Annotated in this window: 24 protein-coding genes and 2 pseudogenes; 13 read left to right on the top strand and 13 right to left on the bottom strand. The window is 67.9% G+C overall.

What is annotated here, in order from left to right; all coding sequences use genetic code 11:
* Nucleotides 1–86 precede the first annotated feature (86 nt).
* Genes ACZ5MJ_RS14955 through ACZ5MJ_RS14935 form a run of 5 tightly spaced genes read left to right on the top strand, consistent with a single transcriptional unit; the run spans nucleotide 87 to nucleotide 6,209 of the window.
* Nucleotides 87–617, top strand: a complete 531-nt coding sequence (locus ACZ5MJ_RS14955) for a formate dehydrogenase subunit gamma (RefSeq protein WP_464220358.1) — start codon at nucleotides 87–89, stop codon at nucleotides 615–617.
* A complete protein-coding gene (locus tag ACZ5MJ_RS14950) occupies nucleotides 614–2,176 on the top strand; it encodes a formate dehydrogenase beta subunit (RefSeq protein ID WP_464220356.1) in 1,563 nt (520 codons plus the stop codon). Before ACZ5MJ_RS14955 ends, ACZ5MJ_RS14950 begins: the two co-directional genes overlap by 4 nt.
* A 38-nt stretch (nucleotides 2,177–2,214) precedes the next feature.
* Nucleotides 2,215–5,106 (top strand): formate dehydrogenase subunit alpha, encoded by a 2,892-nt coding sequence (gene fdhF / locus ACZ5MJ_RS14945; RefSeq protein ID WP_464220354.1) that lies wholly within the window; start codon nucleotides 2,215–2,217, stop codon nucleotides 5,104–5,106.
* 15 nt (nucleotides 5,107–5,121) lie between these two features.
* Complete coding sequence (gene fdhD, locus ACZ5MJ_RS14940) at nucleotides 5,122–5,988, top strand: formate dehydrogenase accessory sulfurtransferase FdhD (protein WP_464220352.1); 867 nt, start codon at nucleotides 5,122–5,124, stop codon at nucleotides 5,986–5,988.
* Entirely contained in the window at nucleotides 5,985–6,209 is a 225-nt protein-coding gene (locus tag ACZ5MJ_RS14935; RefSeq protein ID WP_464220350.1) for a formate dehydrogenase subunit delta, read from the top strand. The genes fdhD and ACZ5MJ_RS14935 overlap by 4 nt, the downstream gene beginning before the upstream one ends.
* Before the next feature lie 879 nt (nucleotides 6,210–7,088).
* On the opposite strand, the gene ACZ5MJ_RS14930 is transcribed toward ACZ5MJ_RS14935, so the two are convergent.
* Nucleotides 7,089–7,784, bottom strand: coding sequence for a transglycosylase domain-containing protein (locus ACZ5MJ_RS14930; RefSeq protein ID WP_464220348.1), 696 nt, complete (start codon nucleotides 7,782–7,784; stop codon nucleotides 7,089–7,091).
* Nucleotides 7,785–7,996: 212 nt separating this feature from the next.
* Here ACZ5MJ_RS14930 and ACZ5MJ_RS14925 point away from each other — a divergent pair, with 212 nt between their 5' ends.
* Both ACZ5MJ_RS14925 and ACZ5MJ_RS14920 read left to right on the top strand, forming a co-directional pair.
* Nucleotides 7,997–8,242, top strand: a complete 246-nt coding sequence (locus tag ACZ5MJ_RS14925; protein WP_464220346.1) for an RNA-binding protein — start codon at nucleotides 7,997–7,999, stop codon at nucleotides 8,240–8,242.
* A 50-nt stretch (nucleotides 8,243–8,292) separates the two neighbouring features.
* On the top strand, nucleotides 8,293–9,117 hold the full coding sequence (locus ACZ5MJ_RS14920; protein WP_464220344.1) for a tyrosine-protein phosphatase: 825 nt from the start codon (nucleotides 8,293–8,295) through the stop codon (nucleotides 9,115–9,117).
* Between the two features lie 17 nt (nucleotides 9,118–9,134).
* Here the strand turns inward: ACZ5MJ_RS14920 and ACZ5MJ_RS14915 are convergent, their stop codons facing one another.
* Nucleotides 9,135–9,371 (bottom strand): hypothetical protein, encoded by a 237-nt coding sequence (locus ACZ5MJ_RS14915; protein ID WP_464220343.1) that lies wholly within the window; start codon nucleotides 9,369–9,371, stop codon nucleotides 9,135–9,137.
* Between the two features lie 66 nt (nucleotides 9,372–9,437).
* Between ACZ5MJ_RS14915 and ACZ5MJ_RS14910 the strand changes: the two genes are divergently transcribed.
* From ACZ5MJ_RS14910 to ACZ5MJ_RS14895, 4 genes and pseudogenes are all read left to right on the top strand, one after another.
* Nucleotides 9,438–11,804 (top strand): DUF3141 domain-containing protein, encoded by a 2,367-nt coding sequence (locus ACZ5MJ_RS14910; protein WP_464220341.1) that lies wholly within the window; start codon nucleotides 9,438–9,440, stop codon nucleotides 11,802–11,804.
* A gap of 65 nt (nucleotides 11,805–11,869) precedes the next feature.
* A pseudogene (locus ACZ5MJ_RS14905) lies at nucleotides 11,870–12,049 on the top strand (enoyl-ACP reductase FabI); the annotation flags it as partial.
* Nucleotides 12,050–12,122: 73 nt separating this feature from the next.
* Complete coding sequence (locus ACZ5MJ_RS14900) at nucleotides 12,123–12,365, top strand: RNA-binding protein (RefSeq protein ID WP_432259369.1); 243 nt, start codon at nucleotides 12,123–12,125, stop codon at nucleotides 12,363–12,365.
* 83 nt (nucleotides 12,366–12,448) lie between these two features.
* The gene (locus ACZ5MJ_RS14895; protein ID WP_464220339.1) at nucleotides 12,449–13,243 is read left to right on the top strand and encodes a TOBE domain-containing protein; all 795 of its coding nucleotides are present in this window, start codon (nucleotides 12,449–12,451) and stop codon (nucleotides 13,241–13,243) included.
* An 8-nt stretch (nucleotides 13,244–13,251) separates the two neighbouring features.
* On the opposite strand, the gene ACZ5MJ_RS14890 is transcribed toward ACZ5MJ_RS14895, so the two are convergent.
* The 5 genes from ACZ5MJ_RS14890 to ACZ5MJ_RS14870 all read right to left on the bottom strand — a co-directional run bounded on the left by ACZ5MJ_RS14890 (nucleotide 13,252) and on the right by ACZ5MJ_RS14870 (nucleotide 16,929).
* Nucleotides 13,252–13,974: an ATP-binding cassette domain-containing protein gene (locus ACZ5MJ_RS14890; protein WP_464220338.1), complete on the bottom strand. Its 723-nt coding sequence runs from the start codon at nucleotides 13,972–13,974 to the stop codon at nucleotides 13,252–13,254.
* 10 nt (nucleotides 13,975–13,984) lie between these two features.
* Entirely contained in the window at nucleotides 13,985–14,695 is a 711-nt protein-coding gene (gene modB, locus ACZ5MJ_RS14885) for a molybdate ABC transporter permease subunit (protein WP_464220336.1), read from the bottom strand.
* 18 nt (nucleotides 14,696–14,713) lie between these two features.
* Nucleotides 14,714–15,487, bottom strand: a complete 774-nt coding sequence (modA, locus tag ACZ5MJ_RS14880) for a molybdate ABC transporter substrate-binding protein (protein WP_464220335.1) — start codon at nucleotides 15,485–15,487, stop codon at nucleotides 14,714–14,716.
* 225 nt (nucleotides 15,488–15,712) lie between these two features.
* A complete protein-coding gene (locus tag ACZ5MJ_RS14875) occupies nucleotides 15,713–15,907 on the bottom strand; it encodes a DUF1059 domain-containing protein (protein ID WP_464220333.1) in 195 nt (64 codons plus the stop codon).
* An 80-nt stretch (nucleotides 15,908–15,987) separates the two neighbouring features.
* Nucleotides 15,988–16,929, bottom strand: a complete 942-nt coding sequence (locus tag ACZ5MJ_RS14870) for a 2-hydroxyacid dehydrogenase (RefSeq protein ID WP_464220332.1) — start codon at nucleotides 16,927–16,929, stop codon at nucleotides 15,988–15,990.
* Nucleotides 16,930–17,082: 153 nt separating this feature from the next.
* On the opposite strand from ACZ5MJ_RS14870, the gene ACZ5MJ_RS14865 reads away from it, so the two are divergent.
* Nucleotides 17,083–17,643 (top strand): nucleoside 2-deoxyribosyltransferase, encoded by a 561-nt coding sequence (locus tag ACZ5MJ_RS14865; protein WP_464220330.1) that lies wholly within the window; start codon nucleotides 17,083–17,085, stop codon nucleotides 17,641–17,643.
* Here ACZ5MJ_RS14865 and ACZ5MJ_RS14860 read toward each other — a convergent pair.
* The 5 genes from ACZ5MJ_RS14860 to ACZ5MJ_RS14840 are packed head-to-tail and all read right to left on the bottom strand — an operon-like array spanning nucleotide 17,640 to nucleotide 22,542.
* Complete coding sequence (locus ACZ5MJ_RS14860) at nucleotides 17,640–18,275, bottom strand: PqiC family protein (protein ID WP_464220328.1); 636 nt, start codon at nucleotides 18,273–18,275, stop codon at nucleotides 17,640–17,642. The genes ACZ5MJ_RS14865 and ACZ5MJ_RS14860 overlap by 4 nt on opposite strands.
* On the bottom strand, nucleotides 18,272–19,927 hold the full coding sequence (locus ACZ5MJ_RS14855; protein WP_464220326.1) for a PqiB family protein: 1,656 nt from the start codon (nucleotides 19,925–19,927) through the stop codon (nucleotides 18,272–18,274). The genes ACZ5MJ_RS14860 and ACZ5MJ_RS14855 overlap by 4 nt, the downstream gene beginning before the upstream one ends.
* Nucleotides 19,914–20,678, bottom strand: coding sequence for a paraquat-inducible protein A (locus tag ACZ5MJ_RS14850; RefSeq protein ID WP_464220324.1), 765 nt, complete (start codon nucleotides 20,676–20,678; stop codon nucleotides 19,914–19,916). The genes ACZ5MJ_RS14855 and ACZ5MJ_RS14850 overlap by 14 nt, the downstream gene beginning before the upstream one ends.
* Complete coding sequence (locus ACZ5MJ_RS14845; RefSeq protein ID WP_464220322.1) at nucleotides 20,675–21,376, bottom strand: paraquat-inducible protein A; 702 nt, start codon at nucleotides 21,374–21,376, stop codon at nucleotides 20,675–20,677. Before ACZ5MJ_RS14845 ends, ACZ5MJ_RS14850 begins: the two co-directional genes overlap by 4 nt.
* A complete protein-coding gene (locus ACZ5MJ_RS14840) occupies nucleotides 21,376–22,542 on the bottom strand; it encodes an AI-2E family transporter (protein ID WP_464220320.1) in 1,167 nt (388 codons plus the stop codon). Before ACZ5MJ_RS14840 ends, ACZ5MJ_RS14845 begins: the two co-directional genes overlap by 1 nt.
* A 332-nt stretch (nucleotides 22,543–22,874) precedes the next feature.
* On the opposite strand from ACZ5MJ_RS14840, the pseudogene ACZ5MJ_RS14835 reads away from it, so the two are divergent.
* A pseudogene (locus tag ACZ5MJ_RS14835) lies at nucleotides 22,875–23,066 on the top strand (IS110 family transposase); the annotation flags it as partial.
* Between the two features lie 168 nt (nucleotides 23,067–23,234).
* Here the strand turns inward: ACZ5MJ_RS14835 and ACZ5MJ_RS14830 are convergent.
* Entirely contained in the window at nucleotides 23,235–24,374 is a 1,140-nt protein-coding gene (locus tag ACZ5MJ_RS14830; RefSeq protein WP_464220318.1) for an HPP family protein, read from the bottom strand.
* Nucleotides 24,375–24,494: the final 120 nt, after the last annotated feature.

Below are 24,494 nucleotides of genomic sequence, written 5' to 3'. Positions count from 1 at the left end.
CGGCAACGCCAATGCCCGTAAATAGGAAAAAAATAGCATATAAGAGGCCGCACTGCCGGTCTGTGCGACGCCTCACAGGAGACGCTATGCCAGAAATTGCCCCCCACGCACCGGCATCGGTCGATGCCACGCGCATCGCTGCCATCGTGGCGGCACGACAGGACATGCCGGGCGCCCTGCTGCCGATCCTGCATGAGATCCAGGACACACAGGGGTATATCCCCGACGCCGCCGTGCCCGTGATTGCCCGAGCGCTGAATCTGTCGCGCGCCGAAGTGCACGGCGTGATCACCTTCTACCACCACTTCCGCCAGCAGCCCGCCGGGCGCCACGTGGTGCAGGTCTGCCGCGCCGAAGCCTGCCAGTCGGTCGGTGCCGAAGCGCTGGCCGCGCACGCGCAGCGCGCACTTGGCTGCGGCTTTCATGAAACCACCGCGGACGGGCAAGTGACGCTGGAACCGGTCTATTGCCTGGGCCAGTGCGCCTGCGGCCCGGCAGTGATGGTCGGCGAGCAACTGCACGGCTATGTCGACGCGAAGCGCTTCGACACGCTGGTGCGCTCGCTGCGCGAGTCATCCGCGGAAAAGACCACGGCAGCGGCGGAGGCACAGGCATGATCACGATCACCACCATCTTCGTGCCGCGCGATTCCACCGCGCTGGCGCTGGGCGCCGACGACGTGGCCCGCGCCATCGCGCGTGAGGCCGCCGCGCGCGGCGAGCACGTGCGCATCGTGCGCAACGGTTCGCGCGGCATGTTCTGGCTGGAGCCGCTGGTCGAGGTGCAGACCGGAAGCGGCCGCGTGGCCTACGGCCCGGTCAGCGCCGCGGACGTGCCGGCGCTGTTCGACGCCGGCCTGCTGCAAGGCGGCCAGCACGCGCTGTCGCAGGGCCTGACCGAAGAAATCCCCTTCCTGAAGCAGCAGGAGCGCCTGACCTTCGCGCGCGTCGGTATCACTGACCCGCTGTCGCTGGATGACTACCGCGCGCATGAGGGCTTCGCCGGCCTGGAGCGCGCGCTGTCGATGCAGCCCGCCGAGATCGTGCAGGAGGTCACCGACTCGGGCCTGCGCGGCCGCGGCGGCGCCGCCTTCCCGACCGGCATCAAGTGGAAGACGGTGTTGGGCGCGCAGTCGGCGGTCAAGTACATCGTCTGCAATGCCGACGAAGGCGACTCGGGCACGTTCTCCGACCGCATGGTGATGGAAGACGACCCGTTCATGCTGATTGAAGGCATGACCATCGCCGCCCTCGCGGTCGGTGCGGAGCAGGGCTATATCTACTGCCGTTCCGAATACCCGCACGCGATCGCCGTGCTGGAAAGCGCGATCGGCATCGCCAACGCCGCCGGCTGGCTCGGCGACGACATCCGCGGCAGCGGCAGGCGCTTCCACCTGGAAGTGCGCAAGGGCGCCGGCGCCTATGTCTGCGGCGAGGAAACTGCGCTGCTCGAAAGCCTGGAAGGCCGGCGCGGCGTGGTGCGCGCCAAGCCGCCGCTGCCGGCGCTGAAAGGGCTGTTCGGCAAGCCCACGGTGATTAACAACGTAATTTCGCTCGCCACCGTGCCGGTGATCCTGGCGCGCGGCGCGCAGTACTACCGCGACTACGGCATGGGCCGTTCGCGCGGCACGCTGCCGTTCCAGCTGGCCGGCAACATCAAGCAGGGCGGGCTGGTGGAGAAGGCGTTCGGCGTCACGCTGCGCGAGCTGCTGGTCGACTACGGCGGCGGCACGCGCAGCGGCCGTGCTATCCGCGCGGTGCAGGTGGGCGGGCCGCTGGGCGCCTACCTGCCCGAGTCGCGCTTCGACGTGCCGCTGGACTATGAGGCCTATGCCGCCTTCGGCGGCGTGGTCGGCCACGGCGGCATCGTGGTGTTCGACGAGACCGTCGACATGGCAAGGCAGGCCCGCTACGCGATGGAGTTTTGTGCAATCGAATCGTGCGGCAAATGCACCCCATGCCGGATCGGATCGACCCGCGGTGTCGAGGTGATGGACCGCATCATCGCCGGCGAGCAGCCAGTCAAGCATGTCGCGCTGGTGCGCGACCTGTGCGACACCATGCTCAATGGCTCGCTGTGCGCGATGGGCGGCATGACGCCGTACCCGGTGCTGTCCGCGCTGAATGAATTCCCCGAGGACTTCGGCCTCGCATCCAATCCGGCCAAGGCCGCCTGAGCAACAGGTCCAGCAAGAGACACGGGAGACAAACCGCCATGAATGCCCGCAACGAGATCGATTTCGGCACGCCCGCCAGCGAATCCACTGAACTGGTCACCCTGGAGGTCGATGGCGTCAGCGTCACCGTGCCCGCCGGCACCTCGGTGATGCGCGCCGCGATGGAAGCGCAGATCGCCGTCCCCAAGCTGTGCGCCACCGACAGCCTCGAAGCCTTCGGCTCCTGCCGGCTGTGCCTGGTCGAGATCGAAGGCCGCCGCGGTTATCCGGCATCGTGCACCACGCCGGTCGAAGCCGGCATGAAGGTCAAGACTCAGAGCGACAAGCTGGCCGACCTGCGCCGCGGCGTGATGGAGTTGTATATCTCCGATCACCCGCTCGATTGCCTGACCTGCCCGACCAACGGCAACTGCGAGCTGCAGGACATGGCCGGCGTGGTCGGCCTGCGTGAAGTGCGCTACAACGACGGCGGGCCGGAACTCGGCTCAAGCGCCGCGCCGATCGCGACGCACACGCAGATGAAGAAGGACGAGTCCAATCCTTACTTCACCTACGACCCCTCCAAGTGCATTGTCTGCAACCGCTGCGTGCGCGCCTGCGAGGAAACGCAGGGCACCTTTGCGCTGACCATCAGCGGCCGCGGCTTTGATTCCCGCGTCTCGCCCGGCACCAGCCAGTCGTTCATGGAATCGGACTGCGTCTCGTGCGGCGCCTGCGTGCAGGCCTGCCCGACCGCGACCCTGACCGAGACCTCCGTCATCAAGCTGGGCCAGCCCTCGCACAGCACCGTGACCACCTGCGCCTACTGCGGCGTGGGCTGCTCGTTCAAGGCCGAGATGAAGGGCAATGAAGTGGTGCGCATGGTGCCGTACAAGGACGGCAAGGCCAACGAAGGCCACGCCTGCGTCAAGGGCCGCTTTGCCTGGGGCTACGCCACGCACAAGGACCGCATCCTCAAGCCGATGATCCGCGCGAAGATCACCGACCCGTGGCGCGAAGTGTCGTGGGAAGAAGCGATCGATTACGCTGCGTCGGAGTTCAAGCGCATCCAGGCGAAGCACGGCAAGGATTCCATCGGCGGCATCGTGTCGTCGCGCTGCACCAACGAAGAAGGCTACCTGGTGCAGAAGCTGGTGCGCGCGGCATTCGGCAACAACAACGTCGACACCTGCGCGCGCGTGTGCCATTCGCCGACCGGCTACGGCCTGAAGCAGACCCTGGGCGAATCGGCCGGCACGCAGACCTTCAAGTCGGTGGAGAAGGCGGACGTGATCATGGTGATCGGTGCCAACCCGACCGACGGCCACCCGGTCTTTGCCTCGCGCATGAAGAAGCGCCTGCGCGCCGGCGCCACGCTGATCGTGGTCGATCCGCGCCGCATCGATTTGGTCGATTCGCCGCATATCCGCGCCGACTATCACCTGCAACTGCGCCCGGGCACCAATGTGGCGCTGGTGACCTCGCTGGCCCACGTGATCGTCACCGAAGGGCTGCTCAATGAAGCGTTCATTGCCGAGCGCTGCGAGGACCGTGCCTTCCAGCAATGGCGCGATTTCGTCTCGCTGCCGGAGAACTCGCCGGAGGCCATGGAAAGCGTCACCGGCATTCCGGCGCAGCAACTGCGCGGCGCCGCGCGCCTGTACGCCACCGGCGGCAATGCGGCGATCTACTACGGCCTGGGCGTGACCGAGCATGCGCAAGGCTCCACCACCGTGATGGGCATTGCCAACCTGGCCATGGCCACCGGCAATATCGGCCGCGAAGGTGTGGGCGTGAACCCGCTGCGCGGGCAGAACAACGTGCAGGGTTCCTGCGATATCGGCTCGTTCCCGCATGAGCTGCCGGGCTATCGCCACGTGTCGGACTCGACCACGCGCGGCCTGTTCGAAGCCGCGTGGAACGTCGAGATCAGCCCGGAGCCGGGCCTGCGCATCCCGAACATGTTCGAAGCCGCGCTGGCCGGCAGCTTCAAGGGCCTGTACTGCCAGGGCGAGGATATTGTCCAGTCCGACCCGAACACGCAGCACGTGTCCGAGGCGCTGTCGTCGATGGAATGCATCGTGGTGCAGGACATCTTCCTGAACGAGACCGCCAAGTACGCGCATGTGTTCCTGCCGGGATCGTCGTTCCTGGAGAAGGACGGCACCTTCACCAATGCTGAACGCCGCATCTCGCGCGTGCGCAAGGTGATGCCGCCCAAGGCGCGCTATGCCGACTGGGAAGCGACCATCCTGCTGGCCAATGCGCTGGGCTACCCGATGGATTACAAGCACCCGTCCGAGATCATGGACGAGATTGCGCGCCTGACGCCGACCTTCGCGGGCGTCAGCTACAAGCGCCTGGAGGAACTGGGCAGCATCCAGTGGCCATGCAATGCCGAAGCGCCGGAAGGCACGCCGACCATGCATATCGATGCCTTCGTGCGCGGCAAGGGCAAGTTCATCATCACCAAGTATGTGCCGACCACCGAGAAGATCACGCGTGCCTTCCCGCTGATCCTGACCACCGGCCGCATCCTGTCGCAATACAACGTCGGCGCGCAGACGCGCCGCACCGACAACGTCTACTGGCACGCCGAAGACCGGCTTGAGATCCATCCGCACGATGCCGAGGAGCGCGGCATCAAGGACGGCGACTGGGTCGGCGTGCAGAGCCGGGCAGGGGATACCGTGCTGCGTGCGATCGTCAGCGAGCGCATGCAGCCGGGCGTGGTCTACACCACCTTCCACTTCCCGGAATCCGGCGCCAACGTGATCACCACCGACAACTCCGACTGGGCCACCAACTGCCCGGAATACAAGGTCACCGCGGTGCAGGTGCTGCCGGTGGCGCAGCCGTCGGCGTGGCAGCGGGAGTACCAGGAGTTCAACACCCAGCAGCTGCAACTGCTGGAAGCCGCCAGCGCCGACCCGGCGCAGGCCGCGGGCTGAGCGGAGGGCCACGCCATGATGCGCTGCATGCAGTCACCGGAAGTCGAGCCCGCCGCGGCGGAAGACGCCGTGCCCGCCACCCACAGCACCTTCGCCGTCAGCCGCTGGCGCAGGGGCGAACTGATGCTGAGCCCCGATGAAGTCGCCGAGGAAGTGCCGGTCGCGCTGGTGTACAACGGCATCTCGCACGCGGTGATGCTGGCCACGCCGGCAGACCTGGAGGACTTCGCACTCGGCTTCAGCCTGAGCGAAGGCATCGTGGCCAGTGCGCGCGACGTCTATGACATCGAGGTCGAAACGCGCGAGCAGGGCATCGCGGTGCAGCTCGATATCGCATCGGAAGCCTTCATGCGGCTCAAGGACCGGCGCCGCTCGCTGGCCGGGCGCACCGGCTGCGGGCTGTGCGGCACCGAATCGCTGGAGCAGGTGATGCGGTCGCCTGCGCCGGTGCAGAGCGATGCCAGCTTCCACACCGACGTGATCCAGGCCGCCTTCGTGCAACTGCAACTGCGACAGGCGTTGCAGCAACACACCGGGGCTACTCACGCCGCTGCATGGCTGCGTGCCGACGGCCATGTATCGCTGGTGCGCGAGGACGTGGGCCGCCACAATGCGCTGGACAAGCTGGCGGGCGCGCTCGCGCGCAGCGGCGAGGACATTTCCGGTGGCGCGGTGCTGGTAACCAGCCGCGCGAGCTATGAAATGGTACTGAAGACCGCCGCCATCGGCGCCGGCGTGCTGGCCGCGGTATCCGCACCGACCGCGCTTGCGGTGCGCCTCGCCGAGCAGGCCAACATCACTTTGGCCGGCTTCGTGCGCGCGGGTGCGCACGTGGTCTACGCCCATCCCCAACGTCTGCAGCACGAAGCGAGTCTGGCATGAAGATCGACAACCTCATCACCATGGCCAACCAGATCGGCAGCTTCTTCGAGGCCATGCCGGATCGCGAGGAGGCTGTTTCGGATATTGCCGGGCATATCAAGCGGTTTTGGGAACCGCGGATGCGGCGGGCTTTGCTGGGGCATGTGGATGCCGATGACGGGAGCGGACTGCTCGAGATTGTGCGGGAGGCGCTGGGGCGGTATCGGGGGGTGTTGGAGTAGGGGGGCGCTTGGCGGGTGTGGGCTGTTTCGCTGGTGTAGCCCGGCGGGGCTTGCTGCTCGTTGGCTTGGTTATGTCGGTCGGGTTTGATGTTGTCGTAGGTTTGACGGCCTGGTTCCGCCCTGCTGGGCGGGTCACTTTTTGTCCGAGCGACAAAAAGTAACCAAAAAACGCGTCGCCTCAGGCGGCTGGCCACCAATTCCACGGTGTTGGTGGGTCGGGCGGTGGTGATTTCCGGTCGATGGGGTAGGTGGTTCGACCCTGCTACGCTCCCGGGATGTGCCTTGCGTCCAGGGACTATTGGACGAACCCGACTTTAGGCCGTTGGCAGCCTGCTAACCAAGTCGTCGGTCGGACGCCTACGGCTGCGCTGCGCGCACTCAGTATCGTAGGTCGGGTGCTCGGGCACGGAGTGCGTCGCTGCGCTCGCACTGCGCTGTCGCGGATGATGCCGGGCCAAAGGAAAAATCAGGACGTGGCCGCTGGCTCTGCCACGTTAGGACGTGCGCGAAGCGCAGCCGAAGGCGTCCGACCGACGCCGTGGTTAGCAGGCGGCCAATAGCCTAAAGTCGGGTTCGTCCAATAGTCCGTTGATGTGGGCACAGACAGGGTGCGTAGCAGGGTCGAACCACCATCCCCATCGACCGGAAATCACCGCCGCCGGAACCACCCCCGCCGAGGAATTGGTGGCCAGCCGCCAGAGGCGACGCGTTTTTTGGTTACTTTTTGTCGCTCGGACAAAAAGTGGCCCGCCCAGCAGGGCGGAACCAGGCGGTAAAACCTATGACAACATTGAACCCGACCGACATAACCAAGCCAACGAGCAGCAAGCCCCACGAAGAGCCCCAATCCCCCCTCTAGCCACCAAACAGAAGCACCACTCACTTCAACCTCAGCGGCTCCAGCAACGCCCCATCATATTCCCCCCGCGAAATCCTCCCAAGCTCCAGCATCCGCTTCAGGATATAAACCTGCCGCTGCCGGGCCCGCCTGGGATTCGCCACCGGATTGTTGGCCGAAGGCGCCTTGGGCAGCCCGGCCAGCATCGCGCACTCAGCCAGCGTCAACTGGTCCAGCCGCTTGCCAAAGTAGGTCCGCGCCGCATCGGCAAAGCCATAGGCCCCCTGTCCCAGGTAGATCTTGTTCATATACAGCTCCAGGATCTCGTCCTTGCTCAGCGCCTTTTCAATCCGATAGGACAGCAGCACCTCATACAACTTGCGGGTATAGGTCTTGTCGCGCGACAAGTAGAAATTGCGCGCCACCTGCATGGTGATGGTCGACGCCCCCTGCGACAGCTCGTCCGACAGGTTGGCAACGCCGGCGCGGATGACGCCGATGTAGTCGATGCCGTCATGCACGTAGAAGCGTTCATCCTCGATCGCCACCACCGCTTCGGTCAGCTCGCGCGGGATCTTGTCGATGGGAACGTAGTCGGGTGTATGGCGGAAGGCGGTAAGCGCATCGAGCGATGGCAACTGCCGGTTGGCGGTCAGGATGGCGATCGCGGCCAGCAGTGCGCCGCCGATCACGGCGAGCACCAGCAGCTTGATGAAGGCGGACCAGAGGTTTCTCATGGCACGTATTGTGCCAGCCGCGGCCGGCCGCGATGGCCTCAGGCAAGATCAAATCCACGCGAGATCCATGGATACCCGGCCTGCCGCACGCGTCATACCCGTGAGAGGCCCGCCATATAAGGCCTGGCGGTGGTTCGTGTGCCCAACCGCCGCGCGCTGGCCCCGCCGGGTGATGCGTGAGCCGGAGTGATCTGAAATAATCGGAGCCGACCATGAAGGTTTGGTTACGTGGACTGAAAGCGGGGCAGGACGCGGCGGCGCTGCGCGAAGCGCTGGCGCGGTATGCGAAGATCCGTTCGGTGGAACTGGTGGAAGCGGGCGACCCCAGGCACCCGTTGGCGTGGGTCGATATCGATGCCAGTGCGCTGACGGTGTGGAAGCTGGTGGCGCGGCTGGGCCGGCGCTATATCGTGGGTTGCCACCTGCACTGGCATGTGCCGGCGTACCGCGCGCGCTGAAGCGGCGGCACGGCAGTGGCCCGCATCGCAAGGACAATCGGGAAAGAAAAATGATCAAGTGGCTTCAACGCGCAGGATGCCTGCACGCCAATGCGGTCGTGCCGCAGGCCCCGGCGAGCGCCGGCAGCGAGCAGGGCCGGCATGACCTGGTATTCGACACCATCAGCAATGCGCGCGACCTCGGCGGGCTGGCTGGTGCAGGCGGACGCCGCGTGCGCCAGGGCCGCCTGTACCGCAGCGGCAACCCCGCGCTGGCCAGCGCCGCGGACCTGGACCGGCTGCAGGCGCTCGGGCTCGACATGGTGGTGGATTTCCGTTCGCCCGGCGAGAAGTCGCCAGACGAAGCCGCTTTCGGCCAGCGTTTCCACTGGAAGGCGGTGCCGGTGCTGGAAGGCAGTATGGCGATGGAGGTGCTGATGCCGCGCCTGCGCGCCGGCACGCCGGCGCAGATGGATGCCTTCATGCTGGAGGTCTACCGCGATTTCCCGGTGCGCTACCGCGAAGCCTTCGGCGGCTTCATGCACACGGCGCAGGGCGGCAAGACGCTGCTGTTTCACTGCACCGCCGGCAAGGACCGCACCGGCTTTGCCGCGCTGTTGCTGCTGGCGGCGCTGGGGGTGGCGCAGGACGATATCCTCGCCAACTACCTGGAATCGAACCAGCGCAACGCGCAGTTCAACGAGTCGGCGCTGGCGCGCATGGCCGGGCTCGGCGTGGACCCCGCAGTGATGATGCCGCTGCTGGAAGTCCGGGCCAGTTATCTCGATGCCTCGATGCAGGCCATCGATGCGGCCTGGGGCAGCGTCGACAACTACCTGCGCGACGCCCTGGCAGTGGACGTCGCGCAACTGCGCGAGCACTACCTGGCAGACTGACTCAGAGCCTGGCGCTCTCACGCAGGATGCGGGCGGCGCTCAGCGCGATCATCTGCATTGACGTCGCGCCTGGCGCCGGCCGCGCGCGGCAGGATTGCTGCGATGCGCAAAGCGCACCGCGCCAGTATAGGCGACGATTCTTTCGCGTCGATGACCGGGCGCCCCTGCCAGCAGTGCGCCATTTCGCGCCACCCATCCGTGGGTTGCAGCGCGCTGCAGCGGCTGGTACGCTTGTTTTTGCTGCAGAGCAACATGCGTCACTCCGGCCGCTCCGCCAAGCGCGCGGATACGCCGGGCGGGGCGCAAACCAGGGGAGTGGAATGACCGCACGCGAACGCGCCGTCCTGCCGCAGGACAGCACCGCCACCTCGACCAGTCTGCCCATGCAGGCCAACCCGTTTGCGGCACTGGCGCAGCCGGTGCTTGAATACACCCTGGACGCCTGGCAGCGCACCGTGCTGCTGCTCGACATCCTGCGCCAGCGCGGCAACGAGTCCGCCGAGCATGAGCGCGAGGGCATGCCGGCGGTGCTGGTGTTCGAGCACGAACTGCTGGCCGATGGCCGGGAGCTCCCGGAGCCCGCCAACTACGCGCTGCTGCGCATCGTGCCGCCGGCGGACAGCCCGACCGATCCCGCCAGGCGCCCCTTCGTCGTGATCGACCCGCGCGCTGGCCACGGCCCGGGCATTGGCGGCTTCAAGGCCGACAGCGAGATCGGCATCGCACTGCGCACCGGCCATCCGTGCTACTTCATCACCTTCTTCCATGAGCCCTGCCCGGGGCAGACCATCGAATCGGTGGCGCGCGCCGAGGCCGCCTTCCTGCAGATCGTCGGTGAACGCCATCCGGACGCGCCGGGCAAGCCCTTCGTCATCGGCAACTGCCAGGCCGGCTGGGCACTGATGATGCTGGCCGCGGTGGCGCCGGAGCGCACCGGCCCGCTGCTGCTGGCCGGCGCGCCGCTGGCGTACTGGTCCGGCGTGCGCGGGCGCAACCCGATGCGCTACAGCGGCGGGCTGCTGGGCGGCTCGTGGCTGGCATCGCTGACTGCCGACCTGGGCAATGGCCGCTTCGACGGCGCCTGGCTGGTGGAGAACTTCGAGCAGCTCAATCCCGCCAATACCTTGTGGAAGAAGCTCTACGATGTCTATGCGCAGGCCGACACCGAAGGCCCGCGCTTCCTCGACTTCGAGCGCTGGTGGGGCGGCCATTTCCTGATGAACCGCGCCGAGATCGACTGGATCGTGCAGCAGCTGTTCGTCGGCAACCGGCTCACCGCGGGCGAAGTGCGCAGCACCGACGGCAAGACCGTGGTGGACCTGCGCAACGTGCGCTCGCCGGTGATCGTCTTTGCCTCCTGGGGGGATAACATCACGCCGCCGCAGCAGGCGCTGAACTGGATCCCGGACCTCTATGCAAGCGACGAGGAGCTGGTCGCCAACGACCAGGTAATCGTCTACTGCCTGCACCCGACCGTGGGTCACCTGGGCATCTTCGTTTCCGCGGGCGTGGCCAACCGCGAGCACAGCGAACTGTTCTGCGCGCTGGACCTGATCGACGTGCTGCCGCCGGGCTTGTACGAGGCGAAGATCGAAGACATCGCGCCGGATCTGCGGCATCGCGACCTGGTCGAAGGGCGCTACCTGGTGCGCTTCGAGCGCCGCGGCATCGCCGACATCCTGGCGCTGGACGACGGCCGCGACGACGAGCGCGCCTTCGAGGTGGTACGGCGCGTGGCCGAGATCAACCAGCACATCTACGACACCTTCGCCTCGCCGTGGGTGCGCGCCATGTCCAGCGAACCGAGCGCGCAGTGGCTGCGCGCGCTGCATCCCGCGCGGCTGGAGCGTTCGCTGGCGACCGACGCGAACCCGTGGATGGCGTGGATCGGCGCACTGGCGCCGCTGGTGCGCGAGCACCGCGCGCCGGTATCGTCGGACAATCCGCTGCTGACGCTGGAGCAGGCGGCCTCGGCGCAGATCGTCAGCGCGCTCGACCACTTCCGCGACCTGCGCGATGCCTGGTACGAGCGGACCTTCGAGGCGATTTATGAATCGCCGGTGATGGCGGCACTGGTGGGCCTGCGCGCGCAGGCGCCGGTCAACCTGGAATCGCCCGTCACCGTATTGTTGCGCAAGGAACTGGCCGAGCGCCGGCTGCATGATGCCGAGGCGGCGATCGGGCAGGGCGGCACGCTGGAGGCCTTTGTGCGGGTGCTGGCCTACGTGGCCGAACACGCCAGCGCGATCGAGGAGCGGCCGTTCAACCTGCTGCGCCGCATTGCGCGCGAACAGCAGCCAGCCACCGCGCAAGCCGGCGGCCATGCCGACCTGGCCGAGTTCAAGACGGCCGTGCGCCAGCAGAGCTTCATCGTCAGGCTCGATCCGCAGCGCGCGATCCGTGCATTGCCGGCGCTGGTGCCGGACCGCGAGACCCGCCGCAAGCTGATGGTGGCGGCGCATCGCGTGATGACGGTCGGCGGCCCGCTGGAGGGCGAGTGGCTGGCGCGCTTTCGCGAAGTCGCCGACGTGATGGGTACCGGTCATCCGCCCGCAGTTGGCGATGCAGCCGTGGGTCCGGCGGATGCCGCAATGGCCCCCAGCCACGCCGGGAACGGCAAGCCGCAGGCCTCGCGCGCCACCGGCAAGCGCAAGGCCGCGCCGCGCACCACGCGGCCGCGCAGCTGAGGATTGCGCACCGCAGTCCTGCAGGAGCCGCCATGGTCAACGTATCCAATCCGCCGCTTGCCGACCTGGCGCATGAACTGGGGCCCAGGGGCATCCGCGTCCACGCTATCTCGCCGGGGCCGCTGGGCGAGGTGGTCGACATCATGGACGTTGGCTTCGCCACCGCCTGCCTGGCCACGCCCTATGCGCGCCGCATTCCGGGCCATGCCGTGTACGTGGATGGGGGCGTGCACTTCATCGCGTAGCGCGCGCCGGACCGTCGGCACACGGCGCAGGCGGCGCCTACAATGCAGACGGGGGCGCCGACAGGGAGAATCCATGCAGGTACTGATCCGGGGTTTGCATCGCGATGTGACCGAAGACATGCTGCAGGAAAAGCTCAAGGGTCATGCCCCGGTCAAGTCCGTGGAAATCGTGCGCGAGGGCGATCCCGACCATCCGTGGGCGTGGGTGGACCTGGATATCGACCCGTTTGCCGCCTGGCGCCTGTTGCGCCGGTTCGACCGCCAGTACTTTGCCGGCAGCATCATGCGCTGGTATATCCCGGCGCACCAGGACTAAGTGCGCTGAGCGGTCCGCAAATCGGATTACCATAGCCGCGTTTCCGACTTCAATGCGGCGCCGGCCATCGACGCCCGACATCCATGCTTGAACTCCAGGGAGCCATCTGGTTCCGCTCCGGCTCGCAAGACTGGGGCGGCAAGGACCGCATCGCGCTGCTCGCCGCCATCGGCGAACACGGCTCGATCACCGCTGCCGCGCGCGCGGTCGGCATCAGCTACAAGGCGGCGTGGGACGCCATCGATGCCATGAACAACAGCGCCGGCGAGCCGCTGGTGGTGCGCGCCGCCGGCGGCAGGGGCGGCGGCGGCACGCGCCTGACCGTGCGCGGCGAGCAGCTGATCCGCACCTATCGCGCACTCGAGGACGAACACCGGCGCTTTGTCGCACAGCTGTCGCGCCTGGGCGAGGGCGCGGTCGACGATATCCACCTGATGAGGCGAATGATGATCAAGACCAGCGCGCGCAACAAGCTGTTCGGACGCGTGGCCAGCGTGCGCGGCGGCGCAGTCAATGATGAGGTCGTGCTGGAGTTGCCCGGCGGGCAGCAGGTCGTGTCCACCATCACGCACGAAAGCGTCGAGACGCTGGCGCTGGCCGAGGGCGCGGAGGCGTTTGCGCTGATCAAGGCATCATCGGTGCTGGTGGGGCTGCCCGATCCGGGCATGCGGCTGTCGGCGCGCAACCAGTTGCCGGGCGTGGTGTCGCGCGTGATGCCTGGGGCGGTGAATGCCGAGGTGGTGATCGAACTTGGCGGTGGCGGCACGATAGCGGCGATCGTGACCAACGGGAGTGTGGAGGCGCTCGGGCTGGAAGCGGGGGTGGCCGCGGTGGCGGTGTTCAAGGCATCCAGCGTGATCCTGGGCGTGGTGGGGTAGCTAGCGGCTCAGGCCACGCGCGCGGACACCGGCGCATAGACCGGCGGATGCTCGCGGCTGGTGCCGCTGCCGAAGATGCGGCCTTCGCGGATTTCCAGCACGTGTTCGCCCAGGGCTTCGACGTCGGCGGGATCGTGCGAGATCACCAGCATCGGCACGTCCAGGCTGGCCTGCAGCGCGCGCAGTTCCGCGCGCATGCGTGCGCGCAGCGCGGGGTCCAGCGCGGAGAAGGGCTCGTCCAGCAGCACGATGTCGGGCTGTGCCACCAGTGCGCGCGCCAGTGCCACGCGCTGTTTCTGGCCACCGGAGATCTCCGCCGGGTAGTTGCCGACGATCTCGGCCAGGCCGAAGGCGTCGACCCAGCGCTGCGCTTCGGGATGCACGGCTGCGCGGCGCGGGTTGCGCCAGCCGCGCGCCAGGCCGAAGGCGATATTCTGGCCTACGGTCAGGTGCGGGAACAGCGCGTATTCCTGGAACAGGTAGGCCACGCGCCTCTCTTGCGGGCGCACGTCGATGCCGGCGTCGGCGTCGAACAGCGTGCGCCCGTTCAGCAAGATGCGGCCGCTGTCCGGCGCCAGCAGGCCGGCGATGGCGCGCAACGTGAGGCTTTTGCCCGCGCCCGACGGTCCGAACAGCGCGATGCGCCGGCTCGCCGAATCGAAATCGATATCCAGCTCGAAGTGCCGGTCGGCCGAGACCATCCGCTTGCGGATGCTGACGTGCATGCTCATGGGGGGCAGCTCAGCGGGTACGCGGGCGCAGGCGCCGGCGTTCGTAGGTTTCAGCGGGACTGCGCGCGGTGGCCGGCACCAGGCGCCCGGCAATCACCAGCAGCAGCACGCAGGTGAGCGAGGTCACCAGCACCAGCAGGTTGGCGGTATTGTCGTCGCCGGCCTGCACGGCCTCATAGATGGCAACCGACAGCGTCTGCGTGCGCCCGGGCAGGTTGCCCGCGACCATCAGCGTGGCGCCGAATTCGCCCAGCGCGCGCGCAAAGGCCAGCAGCACGCCGGCGATGATGCCGCGCGCGGCCAGCGGCAGCGTGACGCGGAAGAAGATGCCGGCTTCGGGCACGCCCAGCACGCGGGCGGCGTTTTCCAGTTGATGGTCCACGCCTTCAAAGGCGGCGCGCGCGGACTTGAGCACCAGCGGGAAGGCGACGATGGTGGAGGCCAGCACCGCGCCCTGCCAGGTGAAGACCAGTTCGATGCCCAGGCGCGCCAGCCACTCGCCGAATACGCCACGGCGCCCGACCAGCACCAGCAGGTAGTAGCCCAGCACCGTGGGCGGCAGCACCAGCGGCAGCGTCAGCACGGCGTCGACCACGTCGCGCAGCGGCGAGCGCCAGCGCGCCAGCGCCCAGGCCGCGCCGACGCCGAGCACGGCGTTCAGCGCGGTGGCCCAGCCGGCCACCTTCAGCGACAGCAGCAGCGGTACCCAGACGGCGTCCATGGTGCGGCGAGGGCTCGGTCAGGGCTTATGGAAACCGAAACGCGACAGGATGGCCTGGCCTTCGGGCGAGGCCACGTAGTCGACGAACTGTGCCGCCTCCTTCTGCTGGCGCGTCTGGCTGGTGACGGCGATCGGGTAGGTCACCGGCGTCTGGCTTGGCACCTGCACTGCGACCTTGACCTTGTCCGGCATCACCGCGGCATCGGTGGCGAAGACGAAACCGGCCTCGACCTCGCCGCGCGCCACGTAGTCCAGGCTCTGGCGCACGTTCTGCGCCGGCACGCCCTTGGCGGCGACAGCGTCCCACAGCCCGGCCGTTTCCAGCGCGCCGCGGGTGTAGCGGCCCACCGGCACGGAGGCGGGGTTGCCATAGGCGATGCGCTTCACTTCCGGGCGCGTCAGGTCCTGCAGCTTGCCGATCCCCAGCTTGCTGTCGGCGGGCACGATCAGCACCACCTGGTTGGCGGCAAAGTTGCGGCGTGAAGCCGCGGCGATCACCTTCTCGGCCTCGGCCTTGTTCATCGCTTCCTGGTCGGCCGAGGCAAACACGTCGGCCGGCGCGCCCTTGACGATCTGCTGCATCAGCACGTCGGAGGCGCCGAAATTCAGCACTACGTGCGTGCCGGGATGCGCGCGCTCGAACGACTCGGCCAGCGACTTGAAGGCATTGGTCAGGCTGGCGGCGGCGGACACCACCAGGTCGGCGGCAAAGGCTGGCGGGGCGGCCAGCGCCAGCGTGGCGACGGAGGCGGCCAGCAGGAACCCGCGGCGGCAGGAGCGGAAGGCAGGCATTGGAATCCTCGGGAATCGGCCGGCCGGCATGTGCGACATGCGCGGCAAGGCCCGGGCAGGTGGACTGTCAGGCGCAATATACGTCTGTATATAGCGATGCGTCAATGATGCGCCATGACGGCTGTCATGGGTATTCGGACCGGCATAAGTGCTGTATCAGGGGCAGCGAATGCGCCCCGTGAGGGAGGATGGGCTGGCACCTGTCCGGCGCCAGCCTTGCCGCTTTCAGGCCGGCGGCGTGCCTTCCTTGAACAACGATTTCAACTGGGTGCGCAGCTCAGGCGTGTCCTGATGCTGGTGCACCGCCACCGCATGCTGGACCGCGGCTTCGAGCAGTTCGTCCTCGCTGTCGGCGCTCAATGCCACCGTGCAGTGGGTGTCGCTCGGGTACTCGCGGCAATCGATAAATTTGCGTGCCATGATGCCTCCTGACGCCGGCCCGCAGAGTGGGCTGGAGCCGGTGCATCCAGTATAGGCACGCCAGGCACGCGGAATGGCGCCTACAGTACCGGCGTCAGCACCTTGCCGCCGTCCAGGAAGGCATCCAGGTTCCGCAGCGTCAGCGCGGTCATGGCGGCGCGCGTTTCATGCGTGCCGCTGGCCATGTGCGGCGCCAGCACGACATGGTCCAGCGCCAGCAGCGCGGGCGGCACGTTGGGCTCGTCCTGGAACACATCCAGGCCGGCGCCGCCGAGGCGTCCTTCGACCAGCGCTGCGACCATCGCCGCTTCGTCGATCACGCTGCCGCGCGACACATTGACCAGGATGCCCTTGGGGCCAAGGGCGTCGATGATCTCGCGCGACACCAGCCCGGCCGTAGCGGGACCGCCGACGGTGGCCACCACCAGGAAGTCGGCCCATGACGCCAGCGCCTTCAGGTCCGGCTCGAAGCGCCACGGCGCGCCCTCGCGCGGGCGGCGGTTGTTGTAGGCGATCTCCATGTCGAAGCCCTGCGCGCGGCGCGCGACGATCTCGCCGATGCGGCCCAGCCCCACGATGCCGAGCTTCTTGCCCGACACGCGCGTGGTCAGCGGGAAGCCGCCCTGCGGCCAGCGCCCGGCGCGCACGAAGCGGTCGCCGTGGGCGATGCCGCGCGCCGCATCCAGCAGCAGCCCGAAGGCCAGGTCGGCGACGCAGTCATTGAGCACGTCAGGCGTATTGCTGACCTGGATGCCGCGCGCGCGGGCCGCGTCCAGCGCGATCGCGTCATAGCCCACGCCGAAGCTGACGATCGCTTCCAGGCGCGGCAGCGCATCGATCAGCGCGGCGCTGCAGCCGTGGCGCGCCGAGGTCACCAGCACGCGCACCTGCTGGCCCGCGCTGCGCGCCCACGCGAGCGGATCGGCGTGCTGCCACAGCGCGGCGGCGCCGTACTGTTGCTGCAGGGTGGTATTGGTCTGGGGCGCGAGCGGGCCGACCTGGAGGATCTGGGGAGCGGACATGGGGTGGCGGAGACAGGGAGGGAACGGGCAATGGTAGCGCAAGGGCTCCCCGTGCGCGCGCAAGCTGTGCGATGTTCGTGCAGGCCGGTAGTACCGTGCCGGTGGGCGGCGGGTTATGCTGCGACCTTATCCCCGCTGCCACGCTCACATGCCATGAAAACCATCTACCTGGCTGGCTTTGACGTCTTTCGCAAGGATGCGCTCGCCTGGGGCGAGCACCTCAAGGCGCTGTGCGCGGCGCATGGTTTCGCCGGCCTGTATCCGCTCGACAAGGCCGCGCCCGGGGGCATGTCCGGCCCCGACACCGCGCGCTGGATCCATGACGCCAATATCGCGCTGCTGCGCCGCGCGGACATGGTGATGGCCAACCTGGATGACTTCCGCGGGCCGGGCGAGCCGGATTCCGGCACGGCATTCGAGGTGGGCTTTGCGGTGGCGCTGCAGAAGCCGGTGTGGGGCTACAGCGCCGACGCGGGCACGCTGCGCGAGCGCGTCACCGTGGCGACCGACACGGACGGCATGCCGCTGGATGCGCGCGGCTTCGTGGTGGAGGACTTCGGCCTGGGCAAGAACCTGATGCTGGCCTGTTCGGTGAAGCTGGTGCAGGGCGGGGCCGCCGAGTGCCTGGCGGCGATGGCCGAGGCGATTCACCGGCGTGCCGCTGAAGCCGCCGCGCGCCGCGAGCGCGACGCGGCGGCGTGGGGCGACGACTAGGGCCTGAGCAGGCCCTGAGGCCGCAGCGACTGCACCCCGGCCGCGATATCGGCCGCCGTGCTGGCGACGATCTCGCGGTACGCCGCGACGACGCCATCGACCGCGCCGGGCGCCGGCAGTTCTGCCTGGGTGCGGCCGCTGACTACCTTGCCGTCCGGCAGCCGCCGCACGGTCCAGTTGATGGTGGCGCCGGCACGCTGGCCCACGTCGGCATCCAGGCGCAGCACTTCGGTGGTGATCCGGTACAGCGGCTGCACGTCCGACATCCCTTGCTGATAGGTGTCGACCGCGCCCAGCGTGGCCTGCAGGCGTTGCGACAGCGCGTCGCGCAGCTCGTCGGGCAGCGGCGCGGACCAGCGCGCCAGGTCCAGCAGGCGCACGCCGGCGTCGCTGCCATCGCGCACCACCAGCTGCGGGCGGTTGAGCCGCTCCGGCACGCGCACCGGCGCGACTTCCAGCCATAGCGTGCTGGTCGATCCCGGCGTCGTCGTGGCCGGGAGCGGTGCGACCGCGCCCTGCGCCAGCGTGTAGTAGCGCGGCTCGGGCGACGCGCATCCGGCCAGCACGCCCGCGGCCAGCACGCCGGCCAGGGCGGCGGCGAGCGGGCAGGTAAGAGGACGGCGCTTCATCATTCTTTCTCCGGCTTGCCGCGCACCAGCGCTTCAGGGTGGCGTTCGAGGTAATCGGTCAGCGTGCGCAGCGACGTGGCGGTGCGCGTCAGCTCCTGCAGCATGCGGCGCGTGTCCTGCTGCAGCGGCGCGTCCGAGGCCAGCGTGCCGCTGGCCGCGGTCAGCGTCTTGCGCGCGTCCTGCAGCGCGGCCAGCACCTGCGGCGCGACATCGCCGTTGAGCTGCTGCACCAGCTGGTCGGCGGTGGCCAGCGTCTTGTTCAGGCTTGCCACGGTGGTGCGCAGGTCCTGGCCGATCTGGTCGAACGGCACCTTGTCGATGCGGTTGACGATGTCGCCCACCTGCGCCTGCAACTGGTCGAAGGTGCCCGGCGTGGTGGCCAGCTCGGGAATCGGTGCGTCCAGGTCGACCTTGGCCGGGGCCGCTTTCGGGAAGAAGTCGAGCGCCACGTACAGCTGGCCGGTGAGCAGGTTGCCGGTGCGCAGCTGCGCGCGCATGCCACGCTGCAGCAGGCCCTGGATGATCTTGCGCGCGTGCTCGCGGTCCCCGACATCGCGTTCGCGGAAGCCCATGCGCGACGGATACAGCTCTACCACCACCGGCATGCGGAATGCTTTCTTTTCCCGCTGGTACTCGATGCCGATCGAACGCACCTGGCCCACGATCACGCCGCGGAAGTCCACCGGCGCGCCTGGCGACAGCCCGCGCACGGACTGGTCGAAATTGAGCACCGCCAGCGTGGGCGCAAGTTCCTCCGGTTTCTTCATCGCCTCGGCCTGGTCGTTGGCGAGCAGGAACTGGGTGTTCTCGGCGGCGGCGTCGGTGGCGGTGGTGTGGTCCGGCGCCTGGAAGGCGACGCCGCCCAGCAGCACCGTCACCAGCGACTGCGTCGACAGCTTGAGCCCGCCAGCGTCGAGCTTCAGGTCCACGCCGCTGGCATGCCAGAAGCGTGTGTCGGCGGTAACCAGCTTGTCATAGGGTTTGTTGACGAACACGCGCAGCGTGAGGTCGCGCCCGTTGGGATCAAGCTGGTAGGCCACCACCTGCCCCACCAGCACGCGCCGGTAGTAGACCGGCGAGCCGATATCGAGCGAGCCCAGCTCGGAGGCGCGCAGCACGAACTGCTTGCCGGAGGCATCGGTGGTCACCGCCGGCGGCACTTCAAGCCCCTTGAAGTTGCGCGCGGATTCCGGCGACTTGCCCGCGTCCACGCCGATATAGGCGCCTGACAGCAGCGTCTCCAGCCCCGACACGCCGCTGGCCGCAAAGCGCGGGCGCACCACCCAGAAGCGCGTGTCGGCCACGGCGAAGTTCTCGGCGTCCTTGGTCAGGTCGATCGATGCCACCACGTGCGAGCGGTCGCGCGCCAGCCGCACCGACTTGACCAGTCCGATGTCGACATCCTTGTAGCGCACCGCGGTCTTGCCGGGCGTGAGACCCTCGGCCGTGCGGAAGGTGACGGTGATCTCGGGCCCGCGCGAGGCCAGCGTATGCACCAGCAGCGAGATGCCGACCACCGCCGCCACGATCGGGATCAGCCAGACCAGCGAGGGCAGCCAGCGCGCGCGGCGCCGGAGCTCGGGCCGCGGCAGGCCCGGCGGTGCCGGCGGGGATGCGCCCGCGGGCGGGGTGGCTTGATTGTCAGTGTCGGGCATTGTCGTCTTCCAGCGAATCCCACAGCAGGCGCGGATCGAAGCTGAGCGAGGCCAGCATGGTCATGACCACGACCGCGCCAAAGGCCATGGCGCCGCCGCCGGGGATGATGGTGGCCAGCGCCCCGGCCCGCACCAGCGAGGCCAGCAGCGCCACCACGAAAATATCGAGCATCGACCAGCGGCCGATCACCTCCACCAGCCCGTACAGCCGGGTCTGCTGCCGGATCCGCCAGGTCGAGCGGAAATGGACGGACAGCAGCAGGAAGGTGAGGATCACCATCTTCAGCAGCGGCACGACGATGCTGGCGATCAGCACCAGGCCGGCCAGCATGTGCGAGCCGGACAGCCACAGGTAGAGCACGCCGGACAGGATGGTGTCCTGCTGCGTGCCGAGGATGGATCGCGTCACCATCACCGGCAGCACATTGGCCGGAATATAGAGGATATAGGCGGCCAGCAGGAAGGCCCAGGTGCGCACCAGGCTGTCGGGCTTGCGATGGTGCAGGGTGGCGCCGCAGCGCGGGCAGGGCTCGCCCTCCAGCGTGCGCGGGCTGACCAGGTCGCAGGCGTGGCACGACAGCAGGCCCAGCCGGCTCGCGGTCGGCACCTGCGGCAGCGGCGTGCTCTCGTCGTCGTCGGTGAGCTCGGCCACCACCTCGCGCGCCAGCTGGCGCGGACGGGCCAGGCGCCCGCCCGGTTGGCGGGGTGGCTGCGCCGGCGGTTGTGCCGGAGGTTGCCGCGGGTCCGTCATCGGCCTTCCTCGGTCGCGGTCGCGACGTCGTCATCGGGAGGTTCCAGATGGCGCCACAGGTCGCGCGGATCGAACGACAGCATCGCGGCCAGCACGATCACCAGCGCGGCAAACGACCACAGCGCGATGCCGGGCAGCACGCGCGCCATGGTGGACAGCTTCACCAGCGTGACCAGCACGCCGATCATGAAGACTTCGATCATGCCCCAGGGCCGGGTCTGGCGGATGCCACGCACGATGCGGTCGAAACCCACCGGCATGCGGTGCTGCGCCATCGGCACCAGCAGGTAGGCCATCATCAGCATTTCGGCCAGCGGGAACAGGATGGTGGTGGCGAACACCAGTGCCGCCACCAGCCCCATCTTGTCGGTGTACAGGGCCTGCACCGCGCCCAGCAGCGTGGTCTGGGTGCGGACCCCCTGCAGGTCCATCTCGACGATCGGGTAGGCGTTGGAGACCAGGAACAGGATCAGCGCGGTGATGACCAGCGGCAGCAGCCGCTGATACTCGCGACGGCTTTCGCGATAGAGCTGGCCGCCGCAGCGCAGGCACAGCGCGCGCTCGCCGGGCGCGATCGGCGTGCGCTCATAAATCGCGTCACAGTATTCGCATGCCACCAGCCGGTGCAGCGCTGCCGGCGAGGTGTCGGCGGTTGCGGTTGCGGCTGCCGGCGTGTCCGGCGCTTCGTGTCCCGCCATCAGCCGGGATGCTTGCCGGTGGCCGCGGGCGGGACATCGGGGTTGTCGACCACGGCCGGGGCCGCCGCGGGTGCAGGCGCGGACGCCAGCGCCGCGCCTTGCTTCAGGTCGTGGTGCAGTTCGCCTTGCGAGCCGATGGTCCAGTCGCGCAGCAGCGCATAGGCCACCGCCAGCAGCGTCGGGCCGATGAACACGCCCAGGAAGCCGAACGCCAGCGCGCCGCCGAGCACGCCCAGCATGATCCAGATCAGCGGCATGCCGGTGCCCTTGCTGATCAGCAGCGGCTTGATGATGTTGTCGGCCATGCCGACCACGCCCACGCCCCACACCACCAGGAAGATGGCCCAGCCGGCGGTGCCGGTGTGGTACAGCCACAATGCGGCCGGAATCCACACCAGCGGCGGACCGACCGGGATCACCGACAGGAAGAAGGTAACGAAGCCCAGGATGGCAGCACCCGGCACGCCGGCGATCCACAGGCCGATGCCCATCAGCACCGCCTGGACGAAGGCCGTTCCCAGCACGCCGTAGACCACGCCCTTGACGGTGCTGCCGGCCAGTTCCAGCAGGTGGTCGGCGCGCTCGCCGGCAATGCGGCGCATGCCCGCGCGCAGCCAGGCAATGGCGAACTCGCCGCCGGTATAGAAGAAGAACGCCAGGATGATCGACAGCGCCAGCTGCCCCAGCCCGGCACCGATCGACAGGCCGGCCCCCAGCAGCGCGTGGCCGACCGGGGCGATCAGCTTGCGCAGGTTGGCGACCATCTCGGAATCGGCGTTGATGACGCTGTTCCAGGAGCTTTGCAGGTAGGGGCCGACAAAGGGCAGGCCGCTCAGCCAGACGGGCAGTTGCGGCAGGCCGTGTTCCATATAGCGGTCGACCAGCGCGGACAGGTCGTCCAGGTGCGCGGAGAAGCTCGCGCCGGCATAGACGAACGGACCGAGCACGACCACCGTGGCCAGCAGCACGCAGATCAGGGCAGCCAGCCCGCGGCGGTTGCCGAGCCAGCGCGACAGCACGGTGTAGGGGTACCAGGAGCTGAATGCCAGGATCGCGCCCCACAGCAGTGCGGTGGTGAACGGTGCCAGTACCAGCAGCGAGCCGCCGATCAGCACGATCAGTGCGAAGACGGCTGCGATTTTTTCAATTAACTGGCCGGAACTCATGGTTGGCTCTCCCTTGGACACCGCCGGGGTGACGGGAACGGCGTAAATATAGCTTACGTGGGGTGGGGGGGATGTGAAACCCTGGTTATGTCGGTCGGGGTCGATGTTGTCGTAGGTTTTGGCGCCTGGTTCCGCCCTGCTGGGCGGGTCACTTTTTGTCCGAGCGACAAAAAGATGGAATGAACGCGCCCCGGCCCTCCGATCAAAGGCGCCGGTAGTTCAGCTGTGCATCCGGGGAAACGTGACAGGGTAGGCGGGTCCCCCATCACGAAACGGCATCGATGTGCCAGAGTGGGAGTGTGACCAACCACGCGAGGATGGAGGGACCCGAGATGAATACTACGACTTACGGCCTGGACATTGCAAAGACTGTCTTCCAGCTCTATTGGGTCGAGCCTTCGGGCAAGTGTTCCAACCGCCGCTTCAGCCGGCCCAAGCTGCTGGAGTTCCTCTCGAATCGCGAGCCTACCCGCGCCATCGAGGCCGGGGCGCGTTCATTCCATCTTTTGTCGCTCGGACAAAAGTGACCCGCCCAGCAGGGCGGAACCAGGCGGCAAAACCTACGACAACATCGAACCCGACCACCGACACACCCAAGCAACCCAACGAGCAGGGCCCCCTCCGGCCACGCCGGCGAAACAGCCACGCTAGCCAAGAACGACACCCCAATCACATGCCCCCAAAACCAAAACTCAATCAACCACCGCCATCACCCCACTCTTAAGCAGCGCAGCAACAAGATCGGATTGCGTCACCATCCCCACCACCCGCCGCTGGTCGTCGATCACCGGCGCATGGTGCAGCCCGCCATCGGAGAATGCCTGCGCCAGTTCCACCATCGGCTGCTCGGGACGGGCGGTGACGACGGCACGCGTCATCAGGTTGCGCACGGTCCCTGCCAGGCGGCGCGCGCCGGTATCGCGCTGCGCCGCGAAAAAGTCGCTCTGGGTAATGATGCCCACCAGCTTCCGGGTGGCGTCCACGACCGGCAGGGCCTTGATGCGGTGCTGGGACAACAGGTGCCCGGCTTCATGCGCGGGCTGGTCCGGCGTGACCGTGATCACGTCGCGCGACATGATCTCGCCGCACAGCACGTTTCCGAAGTGGCGCCGGTAAGCACGCAACTGCGCTGCCACCAGAATCTGCTCGAGATCGTCTTCCTCGATATCGAGGAATTCGCCGCGCACCTTCAGCGCTTCGTCGAGGTCGGCGCGGGTGACGCCCAGGCGCTGGGATGGCGGCACGTCTTTCGTACCATGCTGCGCTGCGGACTCGGGCGGGCGGTGCGGGTAGCGCCGCCGCGACAGGTTGTTGAAGGCGAGCGCCATCAGCAGCAGCAGCATCGAGTTGAACAGCACCGGCACGGCAACGAAGCCGAAGCCCAGTGCACTGACCGCCGGCCCGCCGAATACGGCGGTGATGGCCACGGCGCCGCTGGGCGGGTGCACGCAGTGGAACTGGAACATCAGGGCGATGGCGATGGCCACGGCGACGGCTGCCGCCAGGCCGGGGTCGGGGATCCAGCGCGCGCACGCCACGCCGATGACCGAGGCGATCAGGTTGCCGCCGATGATCGACCACGGCTGTGCCAGCGGCGAGGACGGCACCGCGAACAGCAGTACCGCGGAGGCGCCCATCGGCGCGACAAACCAGGGATTGAAGCCACCCAGGGTCTGGTGGCTGATCCACTCAGTGCAGAGCAGGCCCAGCAGGGCGCCCAGGCAACTCTTGAAGCGCTCCTTGCGGCTGGCGGGAACGGGCAGCGGAATGAATGTGCGCAGCCATGCACGGGCATTTTGCGCCAGGGCGGAGACGGCGGGGGCGGTGGGCATTCTTGTGACGGGGAGCGCGTTGGAATGGTGCGCGTAATATATCACGGAGTGATATATTTGGCCGCCTTTGGTGCAGTGCATCCCAAGCGTGGGGCATGCCGCACCGCACAAGAGAACACA

This window comes from Cupriavidus sp. LA-1 (genome assembly GCF_055385985.1).
Note: the sequence above shows the minus strand (reverse complement) of the source record. Positions and strands in the feature narration are given on the sequence as shown.

Coding starts and splice junctions, on each gene's coding strand:
- ACZ5MJ_RS14935 (WP_464220350.1), top strand. CDS start 5,985: ATGAAGATCGACAACCTCATCACCATGGCCAACCAGATCGGCAGCTTC.
- ACZ5MJ_RS14860 (WP_464220328.1), bottom strand. CDS start 18,275: ATGATGAAGCGCCGTCCTCTTACCTGCCCGCTCGCCGCCGCCCTGGCC.
- ACZ5MJ_RS14930 (WP_464220348.1), bottom strand. CDS start 7,784: ATGAGAAACCTCTGGTCCGCCTTCATCAAGCTGCTGGTGCTCGCCGTG.
- ACZ5MJ_RS14840 (WP_464220320.1), bottom strand. CDS start 22,542: ATGAGTTCCGGCCAGTTAATTGAAAAAATCGCAGCCGTCTTCGCACTG.
- ACZ5MJ_RS14915 (WP_464220343.1), bottom strand. CDS start 9,371: ATGTTGCTCTGCAGCAAAAACAAGCGTACCAGCCGCTGCAGCGCGCTG.
- ACZ5MJ_RS14950 (WP_464220356.1), top strand. CDS start 614: ATGATCACGATCACCACCATCTTCGTGCCGCGCGATTCCACCGCGCTG.
- ACZ5MJ_RS14875 (WP_464220333.1), bottom strand. CDS start 15,907: ATGGCACGCAAATTTATCGATTGCCGCGAGTACCCGAGCGACACCCAC.
- ACZ5MJ_RS14865 (WP_464220330.1), top strand. CDS start 17,083: ATGAAAACCATCTACCTGGCTGGCTTTGACGTCTTTCGCAAGGATGCG.
- ACZ5MJ_RS14845 (WP_464220322.1), bottom strand. CDS start 21,376: ATGGCGGGACACGAAGCGCCGGACACGCCGGCAGCCGCAACCGCAACC.
- ACZ5MJ_RS14910 (WP_464220341.1), top strand. CDS start 9,438: ATGACCGCACGCGAACGCGCCGTCCTGCCGCAGGACAGCACCGCCACC.
- ACZ5MJ_RS14955 (WP_464220358.1), top strand. CDS start 87: ATGCCAGAAATTGCCCCCCACGCACCGGCATCGGTCGATGCCACGCGC.
- modB (WP_464220336.1), bottom strand. CDS start 14,695: ATGGACGCCGTCTGGGTACCGCTGCTGCTGTCGCTGAAGGTGGCCGGC.
- ACZ5MJ_RS14855 (WP_464220326.1), bottom strand. CDS start 19,927: ATGCCCGACACTGACAATCAAGCCACCCCGCCCGCGGGCGCATCCCCG.
- ACZ5MJ_RS14870 (WP_464220332.1), bottom strand. CDS start 16,929: ATGTCCGCTCCCCAGATCCTCCAGGTCGGCCCGCTCGCGCCCCAGACC.
- fdhD (WP_464220352.1), top strand. CDS start 5,122: ATGATGCGCTGCATGCAGTCACCGGAAGTCGAGCCCGCCGCGGCGGAA.
- ACZ5MJ_RS14830 (WP_464220318.1), bottom strand. CDS start 24,374: ATGCCCACCGCCCCCGCCGTCTCCGCCCTGGCGCAAAATGCCCGTGCA.
- ACZ5MJ_RS14925 (WP_464220346.1), top strand. CDS start 7,997: ATGAAGGTTTGGTTACGTGGACTGAAAGCGGGGCAGGACGCGGCGGCG.
- fdhF (WP_464220354.1), top strand. CDS start 2,215: ATGAATGCCCGCAACGAGATCGATTTCGGCACGCCCGCCAGCGAATCC.
- modA (WP_464220335.1), bottom strand. CDS start 15,487: ATGCCTGCCTTCCGCTCCTGCCGCCGCGGGTTCCTGCTGGCCGCCTCC.
- ACZ5MJ_RS14895 (WP_464220339.1), top strand. CDS start 12,449: ATGCTTGAACTCCAGGGAGCCATCTGGTTCCGCTCCGGCTCGCAAGAC.
- ACZ5MJ_RS14900 (WP_432259369.1), top strand. CDS start 12,123: ATGCAGGTACTGATCCGGGGTTTGCATCGCGATGTGACCGAAGACATG.
- ACZ5MJ_RS14920 (WP_464220344.1), top strand. CDS start 8,293: ATGATCAAGTGGCTTCAACGCGCAGGATGCCTGCACGCCAATGCGGTC.
- ACZ5MJ_RS14850 (WP_464220324.1), bottom strand. CDS start 20,678: ATGACGGACCCGCGGCAACCTCCGGCACAACCGCCGGCGCAGCCACCC.
- ACZ5MJ_RS14890 (WP_464220338.1), bottom strand. CDS start 13,974: ATGAGCATGCACGTCAGCATCCGCAAGCGGATGGTCTCGGCCGACCGG.